General features: G+C 59.6%; 20 protein-coding genes. 5 read left to right on the top strand and 15 right to left on the bottom strand.

The features are described 5' to 3' along the window. Nucleotides 1-73: 73 nt before the first annotated feature. Together ACQAYK_RS02140 and ACQAYK_RS02135 are read right to left on the bottom strand one after the other, a co-directional pair. Complete coding sequence (locus tag ACQAYK_RS02140) at nucleotides 74-538, bottom strand: group I truncated hemoglobin (RefSeq protein ID WP_215872960.1); 465 nt, start codon at nucleotides 536-538, stop codon at nucleotides 74-76. A 20-nt stretch (nucleotides 539-558) separates the two neighbouring features. Beyond that, on the bottom strand, nucleotides 559-1,617 hold the full coding sequence (locus ACQAYK_RS02135) for a DUF3034 family protein (RefSeq protein ID WP_215872959.1): 1,059 nt from the start codon (nucleotides 1,615-1,617) through the stop codon (nucleotides 559-561). 399 nt (nucleotides 1,618-2,016) lie between these two features. On the opposite strand from ACQAYK_RS02135, the gene ACQAYK_RS02130 reads away from it, so the two are divergent. The 4 genes from ACQAYK_RS02130 to ACQAYK_RS02115 all read left to right on the top strand — a co-directional run bounded on the left by ACQAYK_RS02130 (nucleotide 2,017) and on the right by ACQAYK_RS02115 (nucleotide 4,679). Then, a complete protein-coding gene (locus tag ACQAYK_RS02130; protein WP_215871489.1) occupies nucleotides 2,017-2,403 on the top strand; it encodes a DsrE/DsrF/DrsH-like family protein in 387 nt (128 codons plus the stop codon). Between the two features lie 64 nt (nucleotides 2,404-2,467). Further along, nucleotides 2,468-2,698, top strand: coding sequence for a sulfurtransferase TusA family protein (locus tag ACQAYK_RS02125; RefSeq protein WP_215871490.1), 231 nt, complete (start codon nucleotides 2,468-2,470; stop codon nucleotides 2,696-2,698). 26 nt (nucleotides 2,699-2,724) lie between these two features. Beyond that, nucleotides 2,725-3,864: an NAD(P)/FAD-dependent oxidoreductase gene (locus tag ACQAYK_RS02120; protein WP_215871491.1), complete on the top strand. Its 1,140-nt coding sequence runs from the start codon at nucleotides 2,725-2,727 to the stop codon at nucleotides 3,862-3,864. Nucleotides 3,865-3,875: 11 nt separating this feature from the next. After that, a complete protein-coding gene (locus tag ACQAYK_RS02115) occupies nucleotides 3,876-4,679 on the top strand; it encodes a helical membrane plugin domain-containing protein (protein ID WP_215871492.1) in 804 nt (267 codons plus the stop codon). Between the two features lie 1,068 nt (nucleotides 4,680-5,747). Here the strand turns inward: ACQAYK_RS02115 and def are convergent. Genes def through rluD form a run of 8 tightly spaced genes read right to left on the bottom strand, consistent with a single transcriptional unit; the run spans nucleotide 5,748 to nucleotide 11,438 of the window. Beyond that, the gene (gene def, locus ACQAYK_RS02110; protein ID WP_215871493.1) at nucleotides 5,748-6,260 is read right to left on the bottom strand and encodes a peptide deformylase; all 513 of its coding nucleotides are present in this window, start codon (nucleotides 6,258-6,260) and stop codon (nucleotides 5,748-5,750) included. Beyond that, entirely contained in the window at nucleotides 6,260-6,781 is a 522-nt protein-coding gene (locus ACQAYK_RS02105) for a glycine cleavage system transcriptional repressor (protein ID WP_215871494.1), read from the bottom strand. The genes def and ACQAYK_RS02105 overlap by 1 nt, the downstream gene beginning before the upstream one ends. After that, nucleotides 6,778-7,401, bottom strand: a complete 624-nt coding sequence (mtnB, locus tag ACQAYK_RS02100; protein WP_215871495.1) for a methylthioribulose 1-phosphate dehydratase — start codon at nucleotides 7,399-7,401, stop codon at nucleotides 6,778-6,780. The genes ACQAYK_RS02105 and mtnB overlap by 4 nt, the downstream gene beginning before the upstream one ends. Continuing rightward, complete coding sequence (locus ACQAYK_RS02095; RefSeq protein ID WP_483167772.1) at nucleotides 7,398-8,030, bottom strand: haloacid dehalogenase-like hydrolase; 633 nt, start codon at nucleotides 8,028-8,030, stop codon at nucleotides 7,398-7,400. The genes mtnB and ACQAYK_RS02095 overlap by 4 nt, the downstream gene beginning before the upstream one ends. Continuing rightward, nucleotides 8,023-9,204: a RuBisCO large subunit C-terminal-like domain-containing protein gene (locus ACQAYK_RS02090; protein WP_215871497.1), complete on the bottom strand. Its 1,182-nt coding sequence runs from the start codon at nucleotides 9,202-9,204 to the stop codon at nucleotides 8,023-8,025. The genes ACQAYK_RS02095 and ACQAYK_RS02090 overlap by 8 nt, the downstream gene beginning before the upstream one ends. Then, nucleotides 9,201-9,746, bottom strand: coding sequence for a cupin domain-containing protein (locus ACQAYK_RS02085; protein ID WP_215871498.1), 546 nt, complete (start codon nucleotides 9,744-9,746; stop codon nucleotides 9,201-9,203). Before ACQAYK_RS02085 ends, ACQAYK_RS02090 begins: the two co-directional genes overlap by 4 nt. Next, nucleotides 9,743-10,495 (bottom strand): peptidoglycan editing factor PgeF, encoded by a 753-nt coding sequence (gene pgeF, locus ACQAYK_RS02080; protein ID WP_215871499.1) that lies wholly within the window; start codon nucleotides 10,493-10,495, stop codon nucleotides 9,743-9,745. Before pgeF ends, ACQAYK_RS02085 begins: the two co-directional genes overlap by 4 nt. After that, a complete protein-coding gene (rluD, locus tag ACQAYK_RS02075; protein ID WP_215871500.1) occupies nucleotides 10,485-11,438 on the bottom strand; it encodes a 23S rRNA pseudouridine(1911/1915/1917) synthase RluD in 954 nt (317 codons plus the stop codon). Before rluD ends, pgeF begins: the two co-directional genes overlap by 11 nt. 28 nt (nucleotides 11,439-11,466) lie before the next feature. Here rluD and ACQAYK_RS02070 point away from each other — a divergent pair, with 28 nt between their 5' ends. Then, nucleotides 11,467-12,204: an outer membrane protein assembly factor BamD gene (locus tag ACQAYK_RS02070; RefSeq protein WP_215871501.1), complete on the top strand. Its 738-nt coding sequence runs from the start codon at nucleotides 11,467-11,469 to the stop codon at nucleotides 12,202-12,204. A 10-nt stretch (nucleotides 12,205-12,214) separates the two neighbouring features. Here ACQAYK_RS02070 and ACQAYK_RS02065 read toward each other — a convergent pair whose 3' ends face one another. From ACQAYK_RS02065 to sucC, 5 genes are read right to left on the bottom strand one after another with little or no spacing between them, the layout of a single operon-like run. Beyond that, on the bottom strand, nucleotides 12,215-12,553 hold the full coding sequence (locus ACQAYK_RS02065) for a P-II family nitrogen regulator (RefSeq protein WP_215871502.1): 339 nt from the start codon (nucleotides 12,551-12,553) through the stop codon (nucleotides 12,215-12,217). Beyond that, on the bottom strand, nucleotides 12,550-14,181 hold the full coding sequence (locus tag ACQAYK_RS02060; protein WP_215871503.1) for an NAD+ synthase: 1,632 nt from the start codon (nucleotides 14,179-14,181) through the stop codon (nucleotides 12,550-12,552). The genes ACQAYK_RS02065 and ACQAYK_RS02060 overlap by 4 nt, the downstream gene beginning before the upstream one ends. 3 nt (nucleotides 14,182-14,184) lie before the next feature. Then, the gene (gene sucD / locus ACQAYK_RS02055; RefSeq protein WP_215871504.1) at nucleotides 14,185-15,060 is read right to left on the bottom strand and encodes a succinate--CoA ligase subunit alpha; all 876 of its coding nucleotides are present in this window, start codon (nucleotides 15,058-15,060) and stop codon (nucleotides 14,185-14,187) included. After that, complete coding sequence (locus ACQAYK_RS02050; RefSeq protein ID WP_215871505.1) at nucleotides 15,057-15,398, bottom strand: hypothetical protein; 342 nt, start codon at nucleotides 15,396-15,398, stop codon at nucleotides 15,057-15,059. Before ACQAYK_RS02050 ends, sucD begins: the two co-directional genes overlap by 4 nt. Before the next feature lies 1 nt (nucleotide 15,399). Beyond that, nucleotides 15,400-16,563: an ADP-forming succinate--CoA ligase subunit beta gene (sucC, locus tag ACQAYK_RS02045; RefSeq protein ID WP_215871506.1), complete on the bottom strand. Its 1,164-nt coding sequence runs from the start codon at nucleotides 16,561-16,563 to the stop codon at nucleotides 15,400-15,402. Between the last annotated feature and the right edge of the window lie 2 nt (nucleotides 16,564-16,565).

The raw sequence follows: 16,565 nt of genomic DNA, 5'->3' as shown, positions 1-16,565 counted from the left end.
AACGATCCGGGCTACCAAAAAGGTAAGGAGGAGAAGATAAATCAGCGTATTGTTATATTTTTACTTTACATCATTACCCTAGTGGACCTGTGGCGGTCACAATTTGCGGTTCCATTGGAGCCAACAGCGATAACAGGTAGTTCTGCGCACCGATGGGAATTCGGTGGGCATCCATCGCGTTGATCATGTCCTGCGACAAGTAGTTGAATGCCGCAGTGGTGATCTGCATGCCGCGGTGGGCATCCGTCATGTTCGGGCCGGTGTATTTGCAAGGACCGCCAACGGCCATGCAAACCTGATTCACCAGAGCAAACTTGAGAGCAGGGATGTTGGCATGAGCAAAGTAGTAGTTGATATGTGGATCATTGGCCACGTTCCCCACAAAGGTATTGATCAAGGCCGTGATACCAGCCTTGCCACCAAATTGCTGATAGTAATCACTGGCATTGGCAGTGCCCCAGGCACCAAAGGTCAGAGCACCAACGCTCACCCCGATAATTGCGCTCTTGCGCAGCGAAGCCGATAACTTGCTGTTCATAAAAACCTCCTACAATTGGTTCAGAAGCTGGTGGTCAAAGAGAGGTATAGACCGCTCTGGCTTTTCTCGGTGGCGATGGTGCCAAGATTCACGTACGCCGCCGTCAGAGACAACTGCTTATACGGGAACCAGGCGACATAGACATCCTTCCATGCGCTGGTTTTGGAGACTGCGTTGCCCAGCGTGCTGAAGTTTCCGGCGCCACTAGAGGGAGCAATCAACTGATTCTGCGGCATAGCCCGATACTCTCCGCCGAGCACCACATGACGGTTCAGGAATACACCAACAGCTGCGGCCGGCAGAACCTTGTAGCCCATGCCGTTCACCCCACCAAAACCCAGTAGACCTTGCTGATTTGCATTTGTCACCTGAATGTTTACATCCGCGAGAGTCGTCAGACCGAATATGCCATGCAGCCAAACCTTGGTCGCAGACAAGTAATAGCTCATGGCATTTCGCGTCACGTGCAGAGTTTCCGCGAGATTTTTCGGCATTTCGCTGTGGTGATAGTCGACACCAACAGACACTTGCGGCTCCCACCAGTTTTGATCGTAGATGATGTTGCCAAACAGTCGCACTTTCAGACCAACAATGTCTTGGTTGAGCTGATAGTTGGTACCAAAGAAAGTCGGGCCGCTCAAACCGAGAGCGGTGGATGTATGCGTACCATACGCGGGCGGGTTACCTCCTGTTGCAACATCGAGAATGCGATGATCAAGGGTGGCGCCAGTATTTCCCAAACTAAAACTCTGCCGTGCGAAAGACAATTCGATGCGATTGAACAGCCCAACGGAAGCACCATAGGCGTCCATATTGTAGTTATTGAGCAGCACATGAGAATAAAAGGCGGTAGCCCCGATTTGCTGGTTGGTTCCATAACCAGAAATGACAGCCCATGGGTTGATACCACCACCGGCAGCGCCATCCACCGCGGTAACGGCGCCAGTGCCCAAGAGACGACCCATTCCAAAGAGATTGGCTTGACCGATAGCTGCCGAGGCCAGCAGCGGGCTTGCGACCAGCACCATGCCGGCTATACAGGCAACTATCCGTTTACGATACGGTGACGAGTTTTTCATTTGTACTTCTCCTGTTTCAGTCGTGTTACAGCACACACTCGTTAGCATAATGAATGCCAAACATTATCTATCCATTTACCTTTGTCTAAGATTTTGTTATTCAATGAGTAAATTTATTTATGCCTCCAGATAGGAGTCCGAAAGAGCAGACATGTCATGACATTCACTGACAATTATTGTCATGAACGGCTGGATGACTTATGACATGACATAAACATGACATTGTCATGACAGTACGCGGTGAGACTCTCGAAAAACAAGCTGAAATAGACGTCATGAAGTAATGTTATTCATACCAATCAAATAGTTAAAATAAAATCAGAATTGCTATATATTCTAACTTTTATGTGGCATAAGAACTGCTGTAAATGTCTCGGTAACTGAAATACAGGAGTTTTTATGGCGGGAATGTTCATTATTTGTCTCAACGGTGACCGAGAGCATTTACAATTTGCGGCCATGGCGGCATCGGTGGCTGCAGTTACCGGGATTGATGTCCATGTGTTCTTATCCATGAATGCCTTTCCCCACTTTATCAAGGGACACAGTAAAGAGGCGCCTGCTTCTGGCGTGTTGGGCAAGAAAATGGAGGAACACAAGGTTCCCGAATTTTTTACGATTTTCGAACAGGCCGTAGAGCTGGGCGATGCCAAGATCTGGGCCTGCTCCATGGCCATGGATGTCATGGGGGTTACAGAAGAAGACCTGGAACCGATTGTCGCGGGCGCCATGGGGCTGACCAAGTTTTTCAGTGACGCTGAAGGGGCACAAATTCTGACCTTCTGAAGCGTAATCACAATAGGATCGGGCTTGCCGGTCCAGCGGAGACGAGAGAGTAAGGAGAAAACCAATGGCAGAACGTACAGTGGATGCACGCGGCAGCTTTTGTCCGGGGCCGCTCATGGAGCTCATCAGCAATATGAAGAGCATGCAGGTGGGGGACACCCTCGAGCTGCTCTCCACCGATGCTGGCTCCGCCAAGGACGTGCCCGAATGGGTACACAAAGTCGGTCATGAAATGGTCGATACCAATCAGGATAGTGAAGGAACCTTCCACATCAAGGTCCGTAAAGCCAAGTAACGCACTAACGCAAAAGGAGTGACATCATGAGAATTCTGGTCGTAGGCGGTGGTATGGGGGGAACCATTTTTGCCAATCATCTGGCGCGGCGAATCCATCACGAGATGAAAACGGGCAAGGCGCGCATCACCATGCTCTCGGCAAGTCATGAGCATGTGTACCAGCCGGGCTGGCTCTATGTGGCGATGGGGCGTGCCACTCCCGACGAGTTAGTGCGGGAGCAGGAGAGCCTTCTGGAGCCCGGGATCGAGTTTCATGTCGATCCCGTCGAAGAATTTCATCTCGCGCACAATCATGTGAAATGCAAGAGTGGCAAGGTACATGAGTATGACCTGATCGTGATTTCTACCGGATCGCGGGCCATGCCGGAAAACATTCCTGGCCTCAAGGAAAATTCCGTGAATTGCTACACCGCGGATAACGCTGTGGAGTATTACAAGCAGCTTTCGGAATTCAAGGGTGGACGCATCGTTATCACCGTGGGTCTGCCGCACAAGTGCCCGATGATTCCGCTGGAAGTCACTTTCGCCATGCACGACTTCATCAAGGATCGGGGTCTGCTCGACAAGACCGAATTCTACTACACCTACCCCATCGGCCGGGTGCACAGTCTGGAAAATGTGGCCAAGTGGGCGGCACCGGAGTTTGACGCCAAGGGCATCAAGTACGAGACCTTGTTCAACATGAAAGAGGTGGACGGCAAGAATGCCAAGGTCCTCAGCGAAGAGGGCAGCGAAGTGGCCTATGACCTGCTGGTGGCGGTACCGCCACACAAGGGTCAGGAAGTCATCGAAAAGAATGGCTTGGGGGAGAACGGCTGGATTCCCACCAACCGGCATTCCCTGCACATGGAAGGCGAGCATGGCAAGAATGTGATCGTCCTTGGCGACACCACCAATTTGCCCATCTCCAAGGCGGGATCGACGGCCCACTTCGAGGCAGAAACCGCGGCAGAAAATGTGGCGGCAGTGGTCAAGATGGGACGTCCGGTAAAGAGCTACGACGGCAAGGTCTTCTGCTTTATCGAGGCCGGCAAGGACCGCGCCACCTATGCCATGTTCAACTACCAGAACCCGCCACAGCCCAAGGCCCCGACCGGCTCGGTGCATGCCTTCAAGATGGCATACAACAAGCTCTACTGGGCGACCGCGCGCGGCCTGCTCTGAGGAGGTGACCTATGGTAGCCGTACTCGACAGTAGCCAAGAGGACGAATTGCAGCAGGCGCAGTCGGCTTTGCTGCACTTGGTCCACAACGGTGATTTGGAGCGCATCGTGCATCTGGCCCGCCTTATGGGGGCCGCCGCCGACTCCATGTCCGACGAGATGGTGGGACGGATGGCGGAAATCGCCACCGGCGGTCTGGACCTGGTGGACCGGGTGGAGCGCGCCGATCTGACGCGGGCCCTACCCGCCATCTCTGCCCTGGTGCACAACGGTGATCTCGACCGCATCGTTCATCTGGCGCGATTGGTAGGTGCCGCCAGCGACTCGATGAGTGACGAGATGGTGGGTCGCCTGGCGGAAATTGCCACTGGCGGCCTGGATCTCCTCGACCGCGTGGAGCGGGCGGACTTGACGAAAGCTCTGCCCGCCATCTCTGCCCTGGTGCATAACGGTGATCTCGACCGCATCGTGCAGATCGCGCGGACGCTAGGCGCCATGGGCGATTCCATGAGCGACGAGATGGTCACCCGCCTCGCCACTCTGGCCGCCGATGCCATGTGCCTGCTGGATCGGGCCGTGCGTACCGGGGTAATGGATCGGGTGTTGCGGGTAGTCGAACAGATGGATGCGCAGCACATCCTCACCGACTTTCTCAGTTGCCTGGCAGGCGCCACCGAGGAAGCGGCCAAAGAACCTGCCCCCAAGGGCGGCCTGTTCGGACTCCTGGATATTATGAAAAAGCCCGAGACCCAAGAAACCATCCAGTTCCTCATGCTGGTCGGCAAGCATTTCCGCTCCTGCCGTCTCAAACACTAACGTTTCACTCGCCCCGCTTGAGGCTCCAGTACGGGGCCTTTTTTATTTCGAGGATGCTCGACTTCACTAAAAGACGATGGAAATATCCCGGAAACAATCACGTGTTTAGTCTTGCAATCATCAGACCTCAACCCACTCAACACAACGGTGTAGGAGATCGCGTGTTTATCCGACGTTATATTTTGGCCCTACTGTGGGCGGGATCTGCAGGACTATCGAACGCCTGTCTCGCCGATGACCCAATGCGAGGCAATTCACCTGGGTCATACACGGACCCTTCTCCCATTACCTCTAAACTCTTCCCCGTTGCCGATGGTTGGCTTTTGTCTGGTTACGGCCACATCCGGAATCTTCACTATTGGGGAGCAGCCTATACCTGGGGAATAGGATCTCATTCTATCTTACCAACCTCACCAGGTTCTTCGGCACCCTTTATCTCACTCTCCGTCTGCCCAACCATGCGTGAATGCAAAGGTCATGCAGACACAGTCAATTCCGAGATGCGCGACGAGGCACGTCGTTGCCACCACCGATCTACGGTCACACAGTTGGCAGGCAATGGACCTGCGAGCCTAGGTATTACCTACGAAGTGGATAATGTCAGCTGTACAGATGATTGGGATAATCCCCACACCGCCTGTGTGCCGAGCGCCGCATACCCAGAAGCCACGAGGAACCCGGCCAATGAGTTTTACGAGTTTGTCTATGAGAAGAATGGTATACCTGCGGGATTTCCCCGCAACAAGTTCAGTGAGCTCCGCGCTTGGCTTCTACAGCATGGCTGGACCAGTGCGAGCAGCATGGACCCAAAGGCACGATACCGAGCGAACGTCACCAGTAACGATGGTTTTGTAAGTAATGGGATGCTTGACAGTGCAAGTTGGATATTTGCCCACATACCATCGCCTCCTAACGGTAACATGTGCTTTCTTGGTGTGTCTCTTCTGCGTACAGAGTTTACTACACCGTTTTCGCAAGCCACATTCACGAGCTGCTGTGGACCCTTGGGCAAGAGTGAAAACGACAAGAGCGCCTGCGGTTACGCAGTGAAGAAAAACTGAGATATTTTTAGGCTTTTCTTTTCTGGTAGTTCTTGCGCCGAAAGAGATCGGTTTTGCGGGACACCAGGCGGTCTAAAAACAAGAGGCCATCGAGGTGGTCCATCTCGTGCTGCACCGCGCGGGCCTCGAAGCCCTCGCACTCGTAGACCCGGTCCCGTCCATCGGGATCCTGCGCCTGCACCTGGATCCGCTCGGCCCGAATGACATTGCCGGTAAAATCCGGCACCGACATACAGCCTTCGCGGCCCACCGCCATTCCTTCCCAGGCTAGCAGCTCCGGGTTGATAAGGACCATCAGGCCATGGCAGTCCTCACCCAGTTTGGGACGCACGTCGACAATGACGATGCGCTGCAGACGATCCACCTGCGGCGCGGCAATCCCCACCCCCCCAGGGCCCGCATACATGGTCTCGGTAAGGTCCGCAACGAAAGTACGCAACTCGTCGTCAAATTCGGCCACCGGCTCCGATGGACGCGCCAAGCGCGGGTCAGGATAGGTGAGGATGGGCAGAACAGCCATCAGAGCAGCGCCGTATCGATAGCGTGAACACTGATTTCGACCCCCTGCTCCGCTTTCAGCGGTTCCAGGGTCAGGCGCACCTGCTCCAGACCTTGCGGAGCCGACCCCTGGATGATCATGACGTAAATCGGTCGCTCCGGATTGCCCGATTTCTCGCTTTCCAGATCGATAATGTTAAAGCCGATCTTCGCCAGCGCCTCGGTCACCCCCGCAACAATGCCCGGGTGATCGGCGCCATATACTGTTACCCGGACGTTGGCGACATCCTCTTGCGCGGGGACGCTGGAGATCGGATCGAGGTGCACGCGCAGATTCAGACGCTTCACCGCCGGGTCGAGAGCGGCCTCCACCGCACCGAAATCGCGGCTGTAGTCGATCACCTGCATGATGGTGAAATAACCACCCAGGCGCATCATGGAGGCGTCACCAATGGCACAGTCGGCGGCGTAGAGGGCCTGGGTGACGGCAGCAACGATTCCCGGTCGATCTTCTCCGATGACCGTCAGTAGGGCTTGACTCATGACTCTCCTCCCAGGCCGTGTAAACGGGCCAATGATAGATACCGAAAACAATATTCGAAAAGTTCCAGATGATGCCGGGCGGCGTCAAAATCCCTGCCCCAGGCGGTCATGCCGTGCTCGTGAATCAGGGCCCCGGGCACACGCGGCAGACGCTGGAGAAATGCGGCATCCATGTCGGCGGCAATCTGCGCTACCTCGACATGATTGGCAAAGACCGGAAGATCGACCGCGGGTTCCGCCTCGGGAATTCCGAGCCCCTTGAGCATTTCCAGTGGCGGCAGGCGCAACTGCCCCGCCTTGGCGAAATGCCCACAGAGATTGGCCTCCACCGAGTGCACATGAAAGATTACCTGCGCCTCGGGAAAATGCCGATAGATGACCTGATGGATGCTGGTTTCCGCCGAAGGACGCCGCCCCGCCGTCGCTTCCTGCACCCGTCCTGCCAGATCGACGGCAACGAAGTCTTCCTCGCTGAGGGCATCCTTGGGCCGGCCACTGGCGGTGATCCAGAAGCTGTCGGCAGTGCGCCGGGCGGACAGATTGCCTGCCGTCCCCAGCATCCAGCCGCGTTGATAGAAATCGCGCGCCGCCGCCGCCAGTTTCGCGCGTGGATCCGTCATCGATGCTTCTCCAGGGCAGTCAGGACATCGTGAAAATCATCAAAGGGTGTGAAGGCGCGATTCTCGGCACGCAGGTAGTCCTGCAAGCCGTTCCGGGCAAAGACCCGCGGGCACTCTCTGGCCAAGCGCAGGTCGGTCACGGAATCGCCGATGCAGACGGCCGCCGCCGGCTGATATTGGGCATAGATGGCCCGCTTGACCACCAGCTCCTCGTCATCTTCCCAAGGCGAAAAGACCCGCAGGGTGGGACCGCTGAGGTCCACCTCCAACCCATGGATGGCCCGGATCTGCCCGCGCAAGGGTGCCAGCACAAGTTCGGCCATGCGCGTGAAGCCTCCCGTCACCACCAGCAGCTCCCAGCCCAGGCCCAGCAGGGCGGCGAGAAACTCCTCGAAACCCGCGAGAAGATGACTGTTGTCGAGAACGAAACTCTCCATCTCCGGCCATTTTTGACTGGGGATGGTAGAGAGGATCTCGATGAGCCCTTGGCGCAGGGATTTGCGCAGGGCGAGAATCTCGGGGAGGACGCGCGCCGAGATTTCCGGTGCATAGGAGCGCATCAGGTCGCGAAAGATTTCCTCCACCAGGATGGTGCCGTCAAAATCGCAGAAGATCAGGCGCTCAGCCATGTCCATTTCCCCACTTGTCGATAGCAGCGTGTAAGGGTCCCTCGGGGAGCTCTTCCAGAGAGAAGCTCTCTTGCGCCCGATAGCGTTCCCAGGCCTCGAAGAAGGCCAGGACACCGGCAGCCGGCCCTTGCGGATGGTCCATGATGCCGGTGCCGGCATTGAGAATCACCTCGCTGCCATAGTCGGCGAGGATTTGCGGCAGGATGCCTGGCTGCACCCCGGCCGAAGGCACCGCGGCCACGCCGCGCGCACGCAGGGCATCGCGAATGGCGGATTCCTCGGCGGCTGGGAAGGACAGACTGCCATAGTGCGCGGGGTAGAGGACCGCATCGGCACCGGCATGGGTCATCAGGGTGCCCAGGGTCAGGGCGTAGGACAGGCCATGCTCCGGCGCCGCAGAAAAGGCCCCGGCGAGGGCCGGGTGGGCGAAGATCGGCACAGCGATTTCGGGGTCGCTAGCCAGGGCCTCGAGGACCGGATAGCCATAGGCCAAGACATTGAGCAACAGGGCATTGGCGCCCTCGGCGACGAGCTGGCGGGCGAGGGTTTGCAGTTCCTGGGCATTGCCGGACAGGTTCACCGCGTAGAGCAGATCGCGCCCCAGACGGTCACGCCGTGCTTCGAGGATGGGCGCGCAGGCGCGCCAGCGTTCGCGGGTGGGTGCGCCAGCCAGATTGGGCAGGATTTCATCGTCCTTGATGATATCGAGGCCTGCCAGGGCCACCTCGGCGAGGATGCCGGCATGGTCCTCGGCGCTCAGCCCCAGGGCGGGCTTGAAAATGGCCATGAAGAGCGGGCGATCGCTCACCCCCAGACGCGCGCGAATACCCGCCATGCCGTAGCGCCCGCGTACTCCGTAGTCTTCCGGCAGGCGCAGGCCGACGACCTTGGCCGTCCCGCCCAGGGAATACTTGCCAAAGATCATGGTCAGCAGACTGCCGATCCCGCCATCGACGTTGGCGAGGGGAAAGGCAATCGTCGCCTGCTGGCTCCCATCCTCGTTTTCCTGAATCTGCAACACCTCACCCAAATGCGCGCGCAGGACATCGTCCCGATACCGGAAACGCGCATCCCAGGAGCCCGCTGTCTGCCCTACGGCAAGGATCTGCGCCTGCTTTTCCGCATCGCTCCCGACCGGAAAGCGGTAATCGACCTCAATACGCTGGGGATTCATGGACGGGGAAATTCCTGCATGCTCCGCTCCTGATAGACCGGCACCCAGCCGCCGCGCGCACTGAAGTAACGCACCGCCTTGATACGCTGCAGTCCGTTGAGGCGGAACCAGTGTTCCACGCCCGCGGGGATGTCGATGTAGTCACCGGCGCTGATCGTCACTTCCAGCTGTCTGCCGTCGGGCAGAACGAAGCCGAAGACCCCTTCGCCATCGACGATGTAACGGACCTCTTCGTCCTCGTGGATATGGATGCGGCAAAACTTGGCATCGAGCTCCGCGAGCAGGGGGTGCTCGGGGTAGAGAATCACCAGATCACGGTCCTGGTATCCGCGCTCACGTTGCAGTTCCTGGAAGACGCCATCGAGGGCGGACAACAGCCGCTCCTGCTCGCTGGCATCGAGCTGCGCTGGCGCGAGCCACGGTGCCGCGGCGCTAGCCACGGGATACGCACGCAGACGCACGCCCAGAGGCGCGAGCTGCGCCGCAAGCTGTGCGCCGTCCGTGGACAACTCCGCTGCATTTCCCCATTGCCAGGATTTCATGCTTCCTCCCGCCAGATCAACGACGCCGTGCGCCCAGATTGTCCATCCCGACGATAGGAGAAGAAGAGCTGCTCCTCGCTATGCGTGCAGTGCTCTCCCCCCCAGATCGCCGTCACCCCAAGTGCTGCCAGGCGCTGCCGTGCCAACAGATAGAGATCGGCAAGGTAGCCATCTCCCTGGGGCCGAAAGGCCAGCGCTGCCTGCGGCGAATGCGCCAGAAAAGCGGCACGAACCTCGGCGCCGACCACATAGCGCTGTGCCCCGATTGCCGGGCCCAAGTATAGCAAAATTTCGTCGGGTGCCACCCGCATGGCGCGGATTCCCGCCTCCAGGATTCCTGTCGCGAGACCCCGCCAACCGGCATGGAAGGCGGCGATCACCTGGCCATCGCGGGAGACAGCCAATACCGGCAGGCAGTCGGCGGTGAGGATGGAGAGCACGGCCCCCGGACTGCTTGCGATGGCGCCATCCGCCTGCGGCGCCCGCCCAAAGCCAGCCTCAACCTCCCACTGCGCAATCTCCGTCCCATGCACCTGCTGCAACCACAGCGGTTCGCGGGGCAGGTCCAGGCATTGGCGCAGCAGCTGGCGGTTGGCAGCGACGGCAGCGCTGTCGTCTCCGACATGGTCGGCAAGATTGAAGGAATTCCAGGGCACTCGACTGGAGCCGCCCTGACGGGTGCTGATGGCAGCGCGGACCCCCCCCGGCAACGGCCAATCGAGGGAAAGGAAGGTGGGCTCAGGAGGCAAGGCGGCGCAGCATCGTCAGCAATTCCTCCATATCGCTGGGCAGGGGACTCTCCCAGGCACAGAGTTCACCATCGCGCGGGTGTTCCAGCTCCAGACGCCAGGCATGCAAGGCTTGCCGGCGGAAGGCACGCCAAGTATCCAAAGCTGCGGCATCGAGTCCTGGCGGGACGATACTGCGTCCGCCATACACCGGATCGCCGACCAGGGGATGGCCGATGTGGCGCATGTGCAGACGAATCTGGTGCGTGCGGCCAGTGGCCAGACGCAGACGCAAGAGGGTGTGGCGTGGAAAGCGTTCGAGCAGACGGTAGTCGGTGCGGGCAAAGCGACCGTCGCTGCGCACGGCCATGCGCAGCCGGTCGTGACTGTGGCGGCCAATCGGTGCCTCCACCCGCCCACCGCCGGTCATGGCGCCCTGCACCAGCGCGATATATTCCCGATGCATACTGCGCTCGGCCAGTTGTTCCGTGAGATCCTGACGGGCGTGTTCGGTCTTGGCCACCAACAGCAAACCGCTGGTGTCTTTGTCGAGGCGGTGCACGATACCGGCGCGCGGGAGTTTGCTGTTGTCCGGGCAATGGGCAAGCACGGCGTTGGCGAGGGTCCCGCCCGGGTGCCCGGCGCCCGGATGGGTGAGCATGCCCGCGACCTTGTCGAGTACGAGGATCTCCTCGTCTTCATGGACGACTTGCAACGGCAGATTTTCTGCCGCCCAGTGCTCAGGTTCCCGCGGCGGCAGGCGCAGTTGCACCGCCTCGCCACCATGTACCCGGTGACTGGGACGCAGATTCTCGCCGTTGACGACAATCTCCCCTGCCCCCAGTAATTCCTGGATACGACTGCGGCTGAGATCCGGCAACAGTTCCGCGAGTAGACTATCAAGGCGCTCCCCCGCCCGCTCCTCTGGCAAAACCAGTGCAATTTCCGTAGTATCGCTGCTCATGGCCCGTCACTATAGATCATTGTTCGACATGCGCAAGCGCTCCCTCGCCGTTATGGCAATCCTGACCCTAGCCGCCGCTGGCTGTGCCTCGGACAAACCCAAAGACCATCTACTGGATTCCCATGCGGCAGCCGCTGTCATGTATCAGAAGGGCAAAAGCGCCCAGGATCGGGGCGATTACGGTACGGCAGTCCGCGATTACCAGGACCTGGAGGCCATGTACCCCTATGGTCCCTACGCGGAACAGGCGCAGTTGAATACCGCCTATAGCTATTATCAGCAGGGCGAGTCCAAGGCGGCGGCGGCAGCAGCCGAGCGCTTCATCAAGCTGCACCCGGTCAATCCCCACGTGGACTATGCCTGGTACCTGAAAGGCATCTCTCAGTATCAGGAAATCGAAGGGGCCAACTGGAACCCGGTACCACTGCATCAGGCCTTCGACACCTTCGAGACCCTGGTCAAACGCTGGCCGAAGAGCGCTTACGCCGCCGATGCCCGCCTGCGCATGGAGAAGATCATCGACCTGCTCGGCAAGCGCAACCTCGACATCTGCAAGTTCTATTACGTGCGCGACGCCTATGTGGCGTCCGCCAACCGCTGCCAAGAAGTAGTGACCAAATACCAGTTGAGCCCCGCCCGCGAAGAGGCGCTCTACTATCTCTATCTATCCTACAAGCGCCTTGACTTGGCAAAGCAGGCACAGAATACTGCGGCCATCCTGCGCTACAACTATCCCCAGGGAAAATATACGAAAAAGCTTGGCTGAGCCGCGCGGCTCAGACGGCCTCGTCGCCCTCTTCCCCGGTACGGATGCGGATGATGCGCGAGACTTCACTGACGAAGACCTTGCCATCACCGATCTTGCCCGTGCGTGCTGCCTCGACGATGGCATCGACGGCGCGGTCGACCAAGGCATCGGGGACCACCACCTCCATCTTCAGTTTGGGCAGAAAATCGACCACATACTCGGCACCGCGGTAGAGTTCGGTGTGCCCCTTCTGCCGGCCAAAGCCCTTGACCTCAGTCACCGTCATGCCGGCAATCCCCATTTCTTGCAGGGCATCCCGCACATCATCCAACTTGAAAGGCTTGACGATCGCTTCAATCTTTTTCATCTTTTCTCCTGTAGACAATCCGGGTCCCAAGGATGGAAGCCGTTGCTGATAGGGTAGCGGCGGTCCTTGCCAAATGCCAGAGGGCTGATGCGCACCCCCGGTGCCGCCTGGCGCCTCTTGTATTCGGCACGATCGATCAGGCGCAGGGTGCGCTCCACCGTGGCGGCGGGAAATCCGCGCGCGATGATCTCCGTACGCCCCTCCCCCCGCTCGATATAGGCGTGGATGATTGCGTCGAGGACGTCGTAGGGCGGCAGGCTGTCCTGGTCGGTTTGGTCTGGCGCCAGTTCGGCTGAGGGCGCTCGTTCGAGAACACGTGGCGGGATTACCTCGCCTTGCCCATTTCGATAGCGTGCCAGCTCATAGACCAGGGTCTTGGGACAATCCTTGATCAGGGCAAAGCCGCCGGCCATGTCGCCATAGAGGGTGGCATAGCCCACCGCCATTTCGCTCTTGTTGCCGGTGCTGAGCAAGAGCTGACCGAATTTGTTGGAATAGGCCATGAGCAGGGCGCCGCGAATGCGCGCCTGGAGATTTTCCTCGGTCACATCGGCGGCGCGCCCGGCAAAGACCGGTGCCAAGGTTTCGAGATAGGCATCGAAGAGCCCGTCGATGGGGATGATGTCGTAGCCCACCCCGAGCTTCCTGGCCTCTGCCTCGGCATCTTCGATACTCATTGCAGCGGTGTAGCGGGATGGCAAAATCAGGGCATGTACCCGTTCCGCGCCCAGGGCATCGGCGGCGAGCGCCAACGTCAGGGCGCTGTCGATACCGCCGGACAGCCCCAGTACCACACCGGAAAAACCATTTTTCTGCACATAGTCGCGCAGCCCGGTCTGCAGCGCCGTATAGACCTCGGCAACGGGAGAGAGCTCCGGCGCCATGGGTCCACCCCACCACTGTTTGCGCGCGACGTCGACCTCGAGCATGAGGAGTTCGCTGGCAAAGGCAGGGGCGCGGGCGATCACCTGGCCGCGCGCATCGACGGCAAAGGAAGCGCCATCAAAGACCAGCTCATCCTGCCCACCCACCAGATTCGCATAGAGAACAGCGGCACCGGCTTCCCGCGCGCGCCGCGCGGCGACCCTCTGCCGCTCTGCCTGTTTGGCGCGATGAAAGGGCGACGCATTGAGCACTATTACAGCATCGGCAGTGCCAGGCTCGGAGAGCAACGGCAGCTCGTCACACCAAAGGTCTTCACAGATGCGCAGGACCAGGCGCAGCCCCTCCAGGGTAAAGATCAGCTCGTCGCCGCCGGGATGGAAATAGCGCTTTTCATCGAACACCTGATAGTTGGGCAGACAATGTTTGGCGTAACTGCCCTCGATCCGCCCGCCGCGCAAGAGGCTTGCCGCGTTGTACAAGCGTCCGTCCCGGCGCAACGGATGACCGACGAGCAGCGGCAGGGGACAATCCCCTGCGAGCGTCTCCAGGGCCTGGGCGCAACAGTCGAGAAAGTCATTGCGCAGTAATAAATCTTCTGGGGGATAGCCGGAGAGTACCAGCTCCGGCGCAACCATTAGCGCTGCCCCCTGCGCTTTTGCTTCTCGGGCTAGTTGCAGGAGCAGCGCCGCATTGCCCGCCACGTCCCCAACGCGGGGATTGCATTGGGCCAGGGCAATACGCATGCTTCAGGCGCCGAGCAGGGCTGCGGCCTGGTTTCCCAGCTCCGCTGGCGAGGACACGCAGTGCACCCCGGCGGCGCGCAGAATCTCGTACTTTGCGGCTGCCGTGCCCGCGCCGCCATCGATGATGGCACCGGCGTGTCCCATGCGTTTCCCCTTGGGCGCCGTCGAGCCGGCGATAAAGGCCACTACCGGCTTCGTCATGTTCTGGCGAATGAACTCCGCCGCCTCTTCTTCCAGACGTCCGCCGATCTCTCCCACCATGATCACCAATTCCGTCTGCGCATCCGCCTCAAAGAGACGCAGCACCTCGACAAAATCCATACCGATAATGGGATCGCCACCGATTCCCACACAGCTGCTCTGTCCCAGGCCCAGGCGCGTGGTCTGCTCCACCGCCTCGTAGGTCAGGGTACCGGAGCGCGACACGATGCCCACCCGCCCGGGGAGATGGATCGAGCCGGGCATGATGCCGGTCTTGGCCTGCCCCGGGGTGATGACCCCCGGGCAATTCGGGCCGATCAGACGAACATGGGGATGCTTGGCGAGATACTGCTTGACGAGCAGCATGTCATGCACCGGAATGCCCTCGGTGATGCAGACGATCAGTTCGATCCCGGCTGCCGCTGCTTCGATGATGGCATCGGCGGCGAAGGGCGAAGGTACATAAATCACCGTCGCCTCGGCCCCGGTCGCGGCTGCCGCCTGTGCCACGGTGTCAAAGACCGGCAGACCCAGGTGCTCGCTGCCCCCCTTGCCCGGCGTCACGCCGCCTACCATGCGCGTACCGTAGGCGATGGCCTGTTCCGAGTGGAAGGTTCCCTGCTTACCAGTAAAGCCCTGGCAGATGACGCGGGTGTCGTGACGGAGAAGAATGCTCATGAGTGAATCCCGAAATAGAGTAGCAAGGCGATGATGATCAACTCGCCGATAACCAGAAAGAGGAGCAGGGGTCCGCGCCGAGGCAGCCCACGCTGCTCGATGAGCGCCCGCAATTCTGCAACTTCGCGACGTAGGGCATGCAGATCATCGGCCTGGGCCAGATCCTTGAGGCGCTCTTCAAGGACCTGATCGACGATGACCGCCGTTCCTGCCAGGTTTTCTGCCGTCTTGCGATCCGCGCCGCGTTTGACATAGGTTTCCGCCAGACGCGAGATCAGCGGCCCGGAGTGCCGCAGCAGGGGCCAGAGCTTCTGCAACCAGACGACATTGATGTCCACATCAAGTCCGGGCGGCCTCTACCGCCTTGCACGCCGCATCGGTCAAGCCCTCGGCGACGATCATGCGCAGTCCGCTCTCCCTCAGCATCGCCATCCCCTCCTCCTTCTTGGTGCCTTCCAGACGCACCACCACCGGCAAGTGGATACCCACCTCGCTGGCGGCCTGGATGATACCCTGGGCGAGAAGATCGCAGCGAGTGATGCCGCCAAAAATATTGACCAGGATGGCCTTTACCCGCTGGTCGGAGAGGATGAGTTTGAATGCCTGGGTCACCTTGTCGGCGGCCGCCCCCCCACCAACATCGAGGAAATTGGCCGGTTCCCCACCATGCAGCTTGATCAGGTCCATGGTAGCCATGGCCAGCCCTGCGCCATTGACCATGCAACCGATATTGCCATCGAGGGAGATGTAATTCAGGCCAAACTGCCGCGCCGTGATCTCTCGCGGGTCCTGCTGGGTGGAATCAAAAAGTTCGTCGGACTCGGGGTGGCGATACAGGGCGTTATCGTCCATCACCACCTTGGCATCCAACGCGAGAACCTTGCCCTCTTGCGTCAAGGCCAGGGGGTTGACCTCCACCATCTGCGCATCCAGCCGCCGCGCCAGTTGGTACATGCCCTGCATGACCTTGACCAATTGCTGCACCGCCGCCGCCGGCAAACCCCAGGCAAAGCCCAGGTCCCGCGCCTGGTAGGGCAGGAAGCCGATGCCGGGATCGAGGACGATGCGCTGGATTGCCTCGGGGCGCGTTGCCGCCAGCGTCTCGATTTCCATGCCTCCCTCGGCCGAGGCGATGAAGGTCAGGCGCGCTGCCGCCCGATCCACTAACAAGGCAAGATAAAACTCACGCGCAATCTGACTGGGTTCCTCGATGAGCAGGGCGGCGACATGCTGCCCTTCCGGGCCGGTCTGGGCGGTCACCAGGCGTTTTCCCAGCAGGGACTGGGCCGCCGCCTCCACCTCCGCGATGCTGTGTACCCGCTGCACACCACCGGCCTTGCCCCGGCCACCGGCATGCACCTGGGCCTTCAGTACCCAGTCACCGCCCCCCAGGGCGCGGGCCTGATTGACGGCCTCCTTGACGGAAAACGCCGGTATCCCCTTGGGTACCGGCACCCCTTCTTCGGCCAGCAGACGCTTGGCCTGATATTCATGCAGATTCAATG

The organism is Acidithiobacillus sp. AC3 (assembly GCF_050261095.1).
GTDB classification, from domain to species: Bacteria; Pseudomonadota; Gammaproteobacteria; order Acidithiobacillales; family Acidithiobacillaceae; genus Igneacidithiobacillus; species Igneacidithiobacillus copahuensis.
This window is presented reverse-complemented; position numbering and strand designations above follow the sequence as displayed.

Bases quoted from the DNA above. Each gene is read 5' to 3' on its own strand.
- sucD (WP_215871504.1), bottom strand. From the start codon at position 15,060: ATGAGCATTCTTCTCCGTCACGACACCCGCGTCATCTGCCAGGGCTTT.
- ACQAYK_RS02060 (WP_215871503.1), bottom strand. From the start codon at position 14,181: ATGCGTATTGCCCTGGCCCAATGCAATCCCCGCGTTGGGGACGTGGCG.
- ACQAYK_RS02095 (WP_483167772.1), bottom strand. From the start codon at position 8,030: ATGGCTGAGCGCCTGATCTTCTGCGATTTTGACGGCACCATCCTGGTG.
- def (WP_215871493.1), bottom strand. From the start codon at position 6,260: ATGGCTGTTCTGCCCATCCTCACCTATCCTGACCCGCGCTTGGCGCGT.
- ACQAYK_RS02070 (WP_215871501.1), top strand. From the start codon at position 11,467: ATGCGCAAGCGCTCCCTCGCCGTTATGGCAATCCTGACCCTAGCCGCC.
- ACQAYK_RS02115 (WP_215871492.1), top strand. From the start codon at position 3,876: ATGGTAGCCGTACTCGACAGTAGCCAAGAGGACGAATTGCAGCAGGCG.
- ACQAYK_RS02120 (WP_215871491.1), top strand. From the start codon at position 2,725: ATGAGAATTCTGGTCGTAGGCGGTGGTATGGGGGGAACCATTTTTGCC.
- rluD (WP_215871500.1), bottom strand. From the start codon at position 11,438: ATGAGCAGCGATACTACGGAAATTGCACTGGTTTTGCCAGAGGAGCGG.
- mtnB (WP_215871495.1), bottom strand. From the start codon at position 7,401: ATGACGGATCCACGCGCGAAACTGGCGGCGGCGGCGCGCGATTTCTAT.
- ACQAYK_RS02065 (WP_215871502.1), bottom strand. From the start codon at position 12,553: ATGAAAAAGATTGAAGCGATCGTCAAGCCTTTCAAGTTGGATGATGTG.
- ACQAYK_RS02130 (WP_215871489.1), top strand. From the start codon at position 2,017: ATGGCGGGAATGTTCATTATTTGTCTCAACGGTGACCGAGAGCATTTA.
- ACQAYK_RS02090 (WP_215871497.1), bottom strand. From the start codon at position 9,204: ATGAATCCCCAGCGTATTGAGGTCGATTACCGCTTTCCGGTCGGGAGC.
- ACQAYK_RS02085 (WP_215871498.1), bottom strand. From the start codon at position 9,746: ATGAAATCCTGGCAATGGGGAAATGCAGCGGAGTTGTCCACGGACGGC.
- ACQAYK_RS02135 (WP_215872959.1), bottom strand. From the start codon at position 1,617: ATGAAAAACTCGTCACCGTATCGTAAACGGATAGTTGCCTGTATAGCC.
- ACQAYK_RS02105 (WP_215871494.1), bottom strand. From the start codon at position 6,781: ATGAGTCAAGCCCTACTGACGGTCATCGGAGAAGATCGACCGGGAATC.
- ACQAYK_RS02140 (WP_215872960.1), bottom strand. From the start codon at position 538: ATGAACAGCAAGTTATCGGCTTCGCTGCGCAAGAGCGCAATTATCGGG.
- ACQAYK_RS02125 (WP_215871490.1), top strand. From the start codon at position 2,468: ATGGCAGAACGTACAGTGGATGCACGCGGCAGCTTTTGTCCGGGGCCG.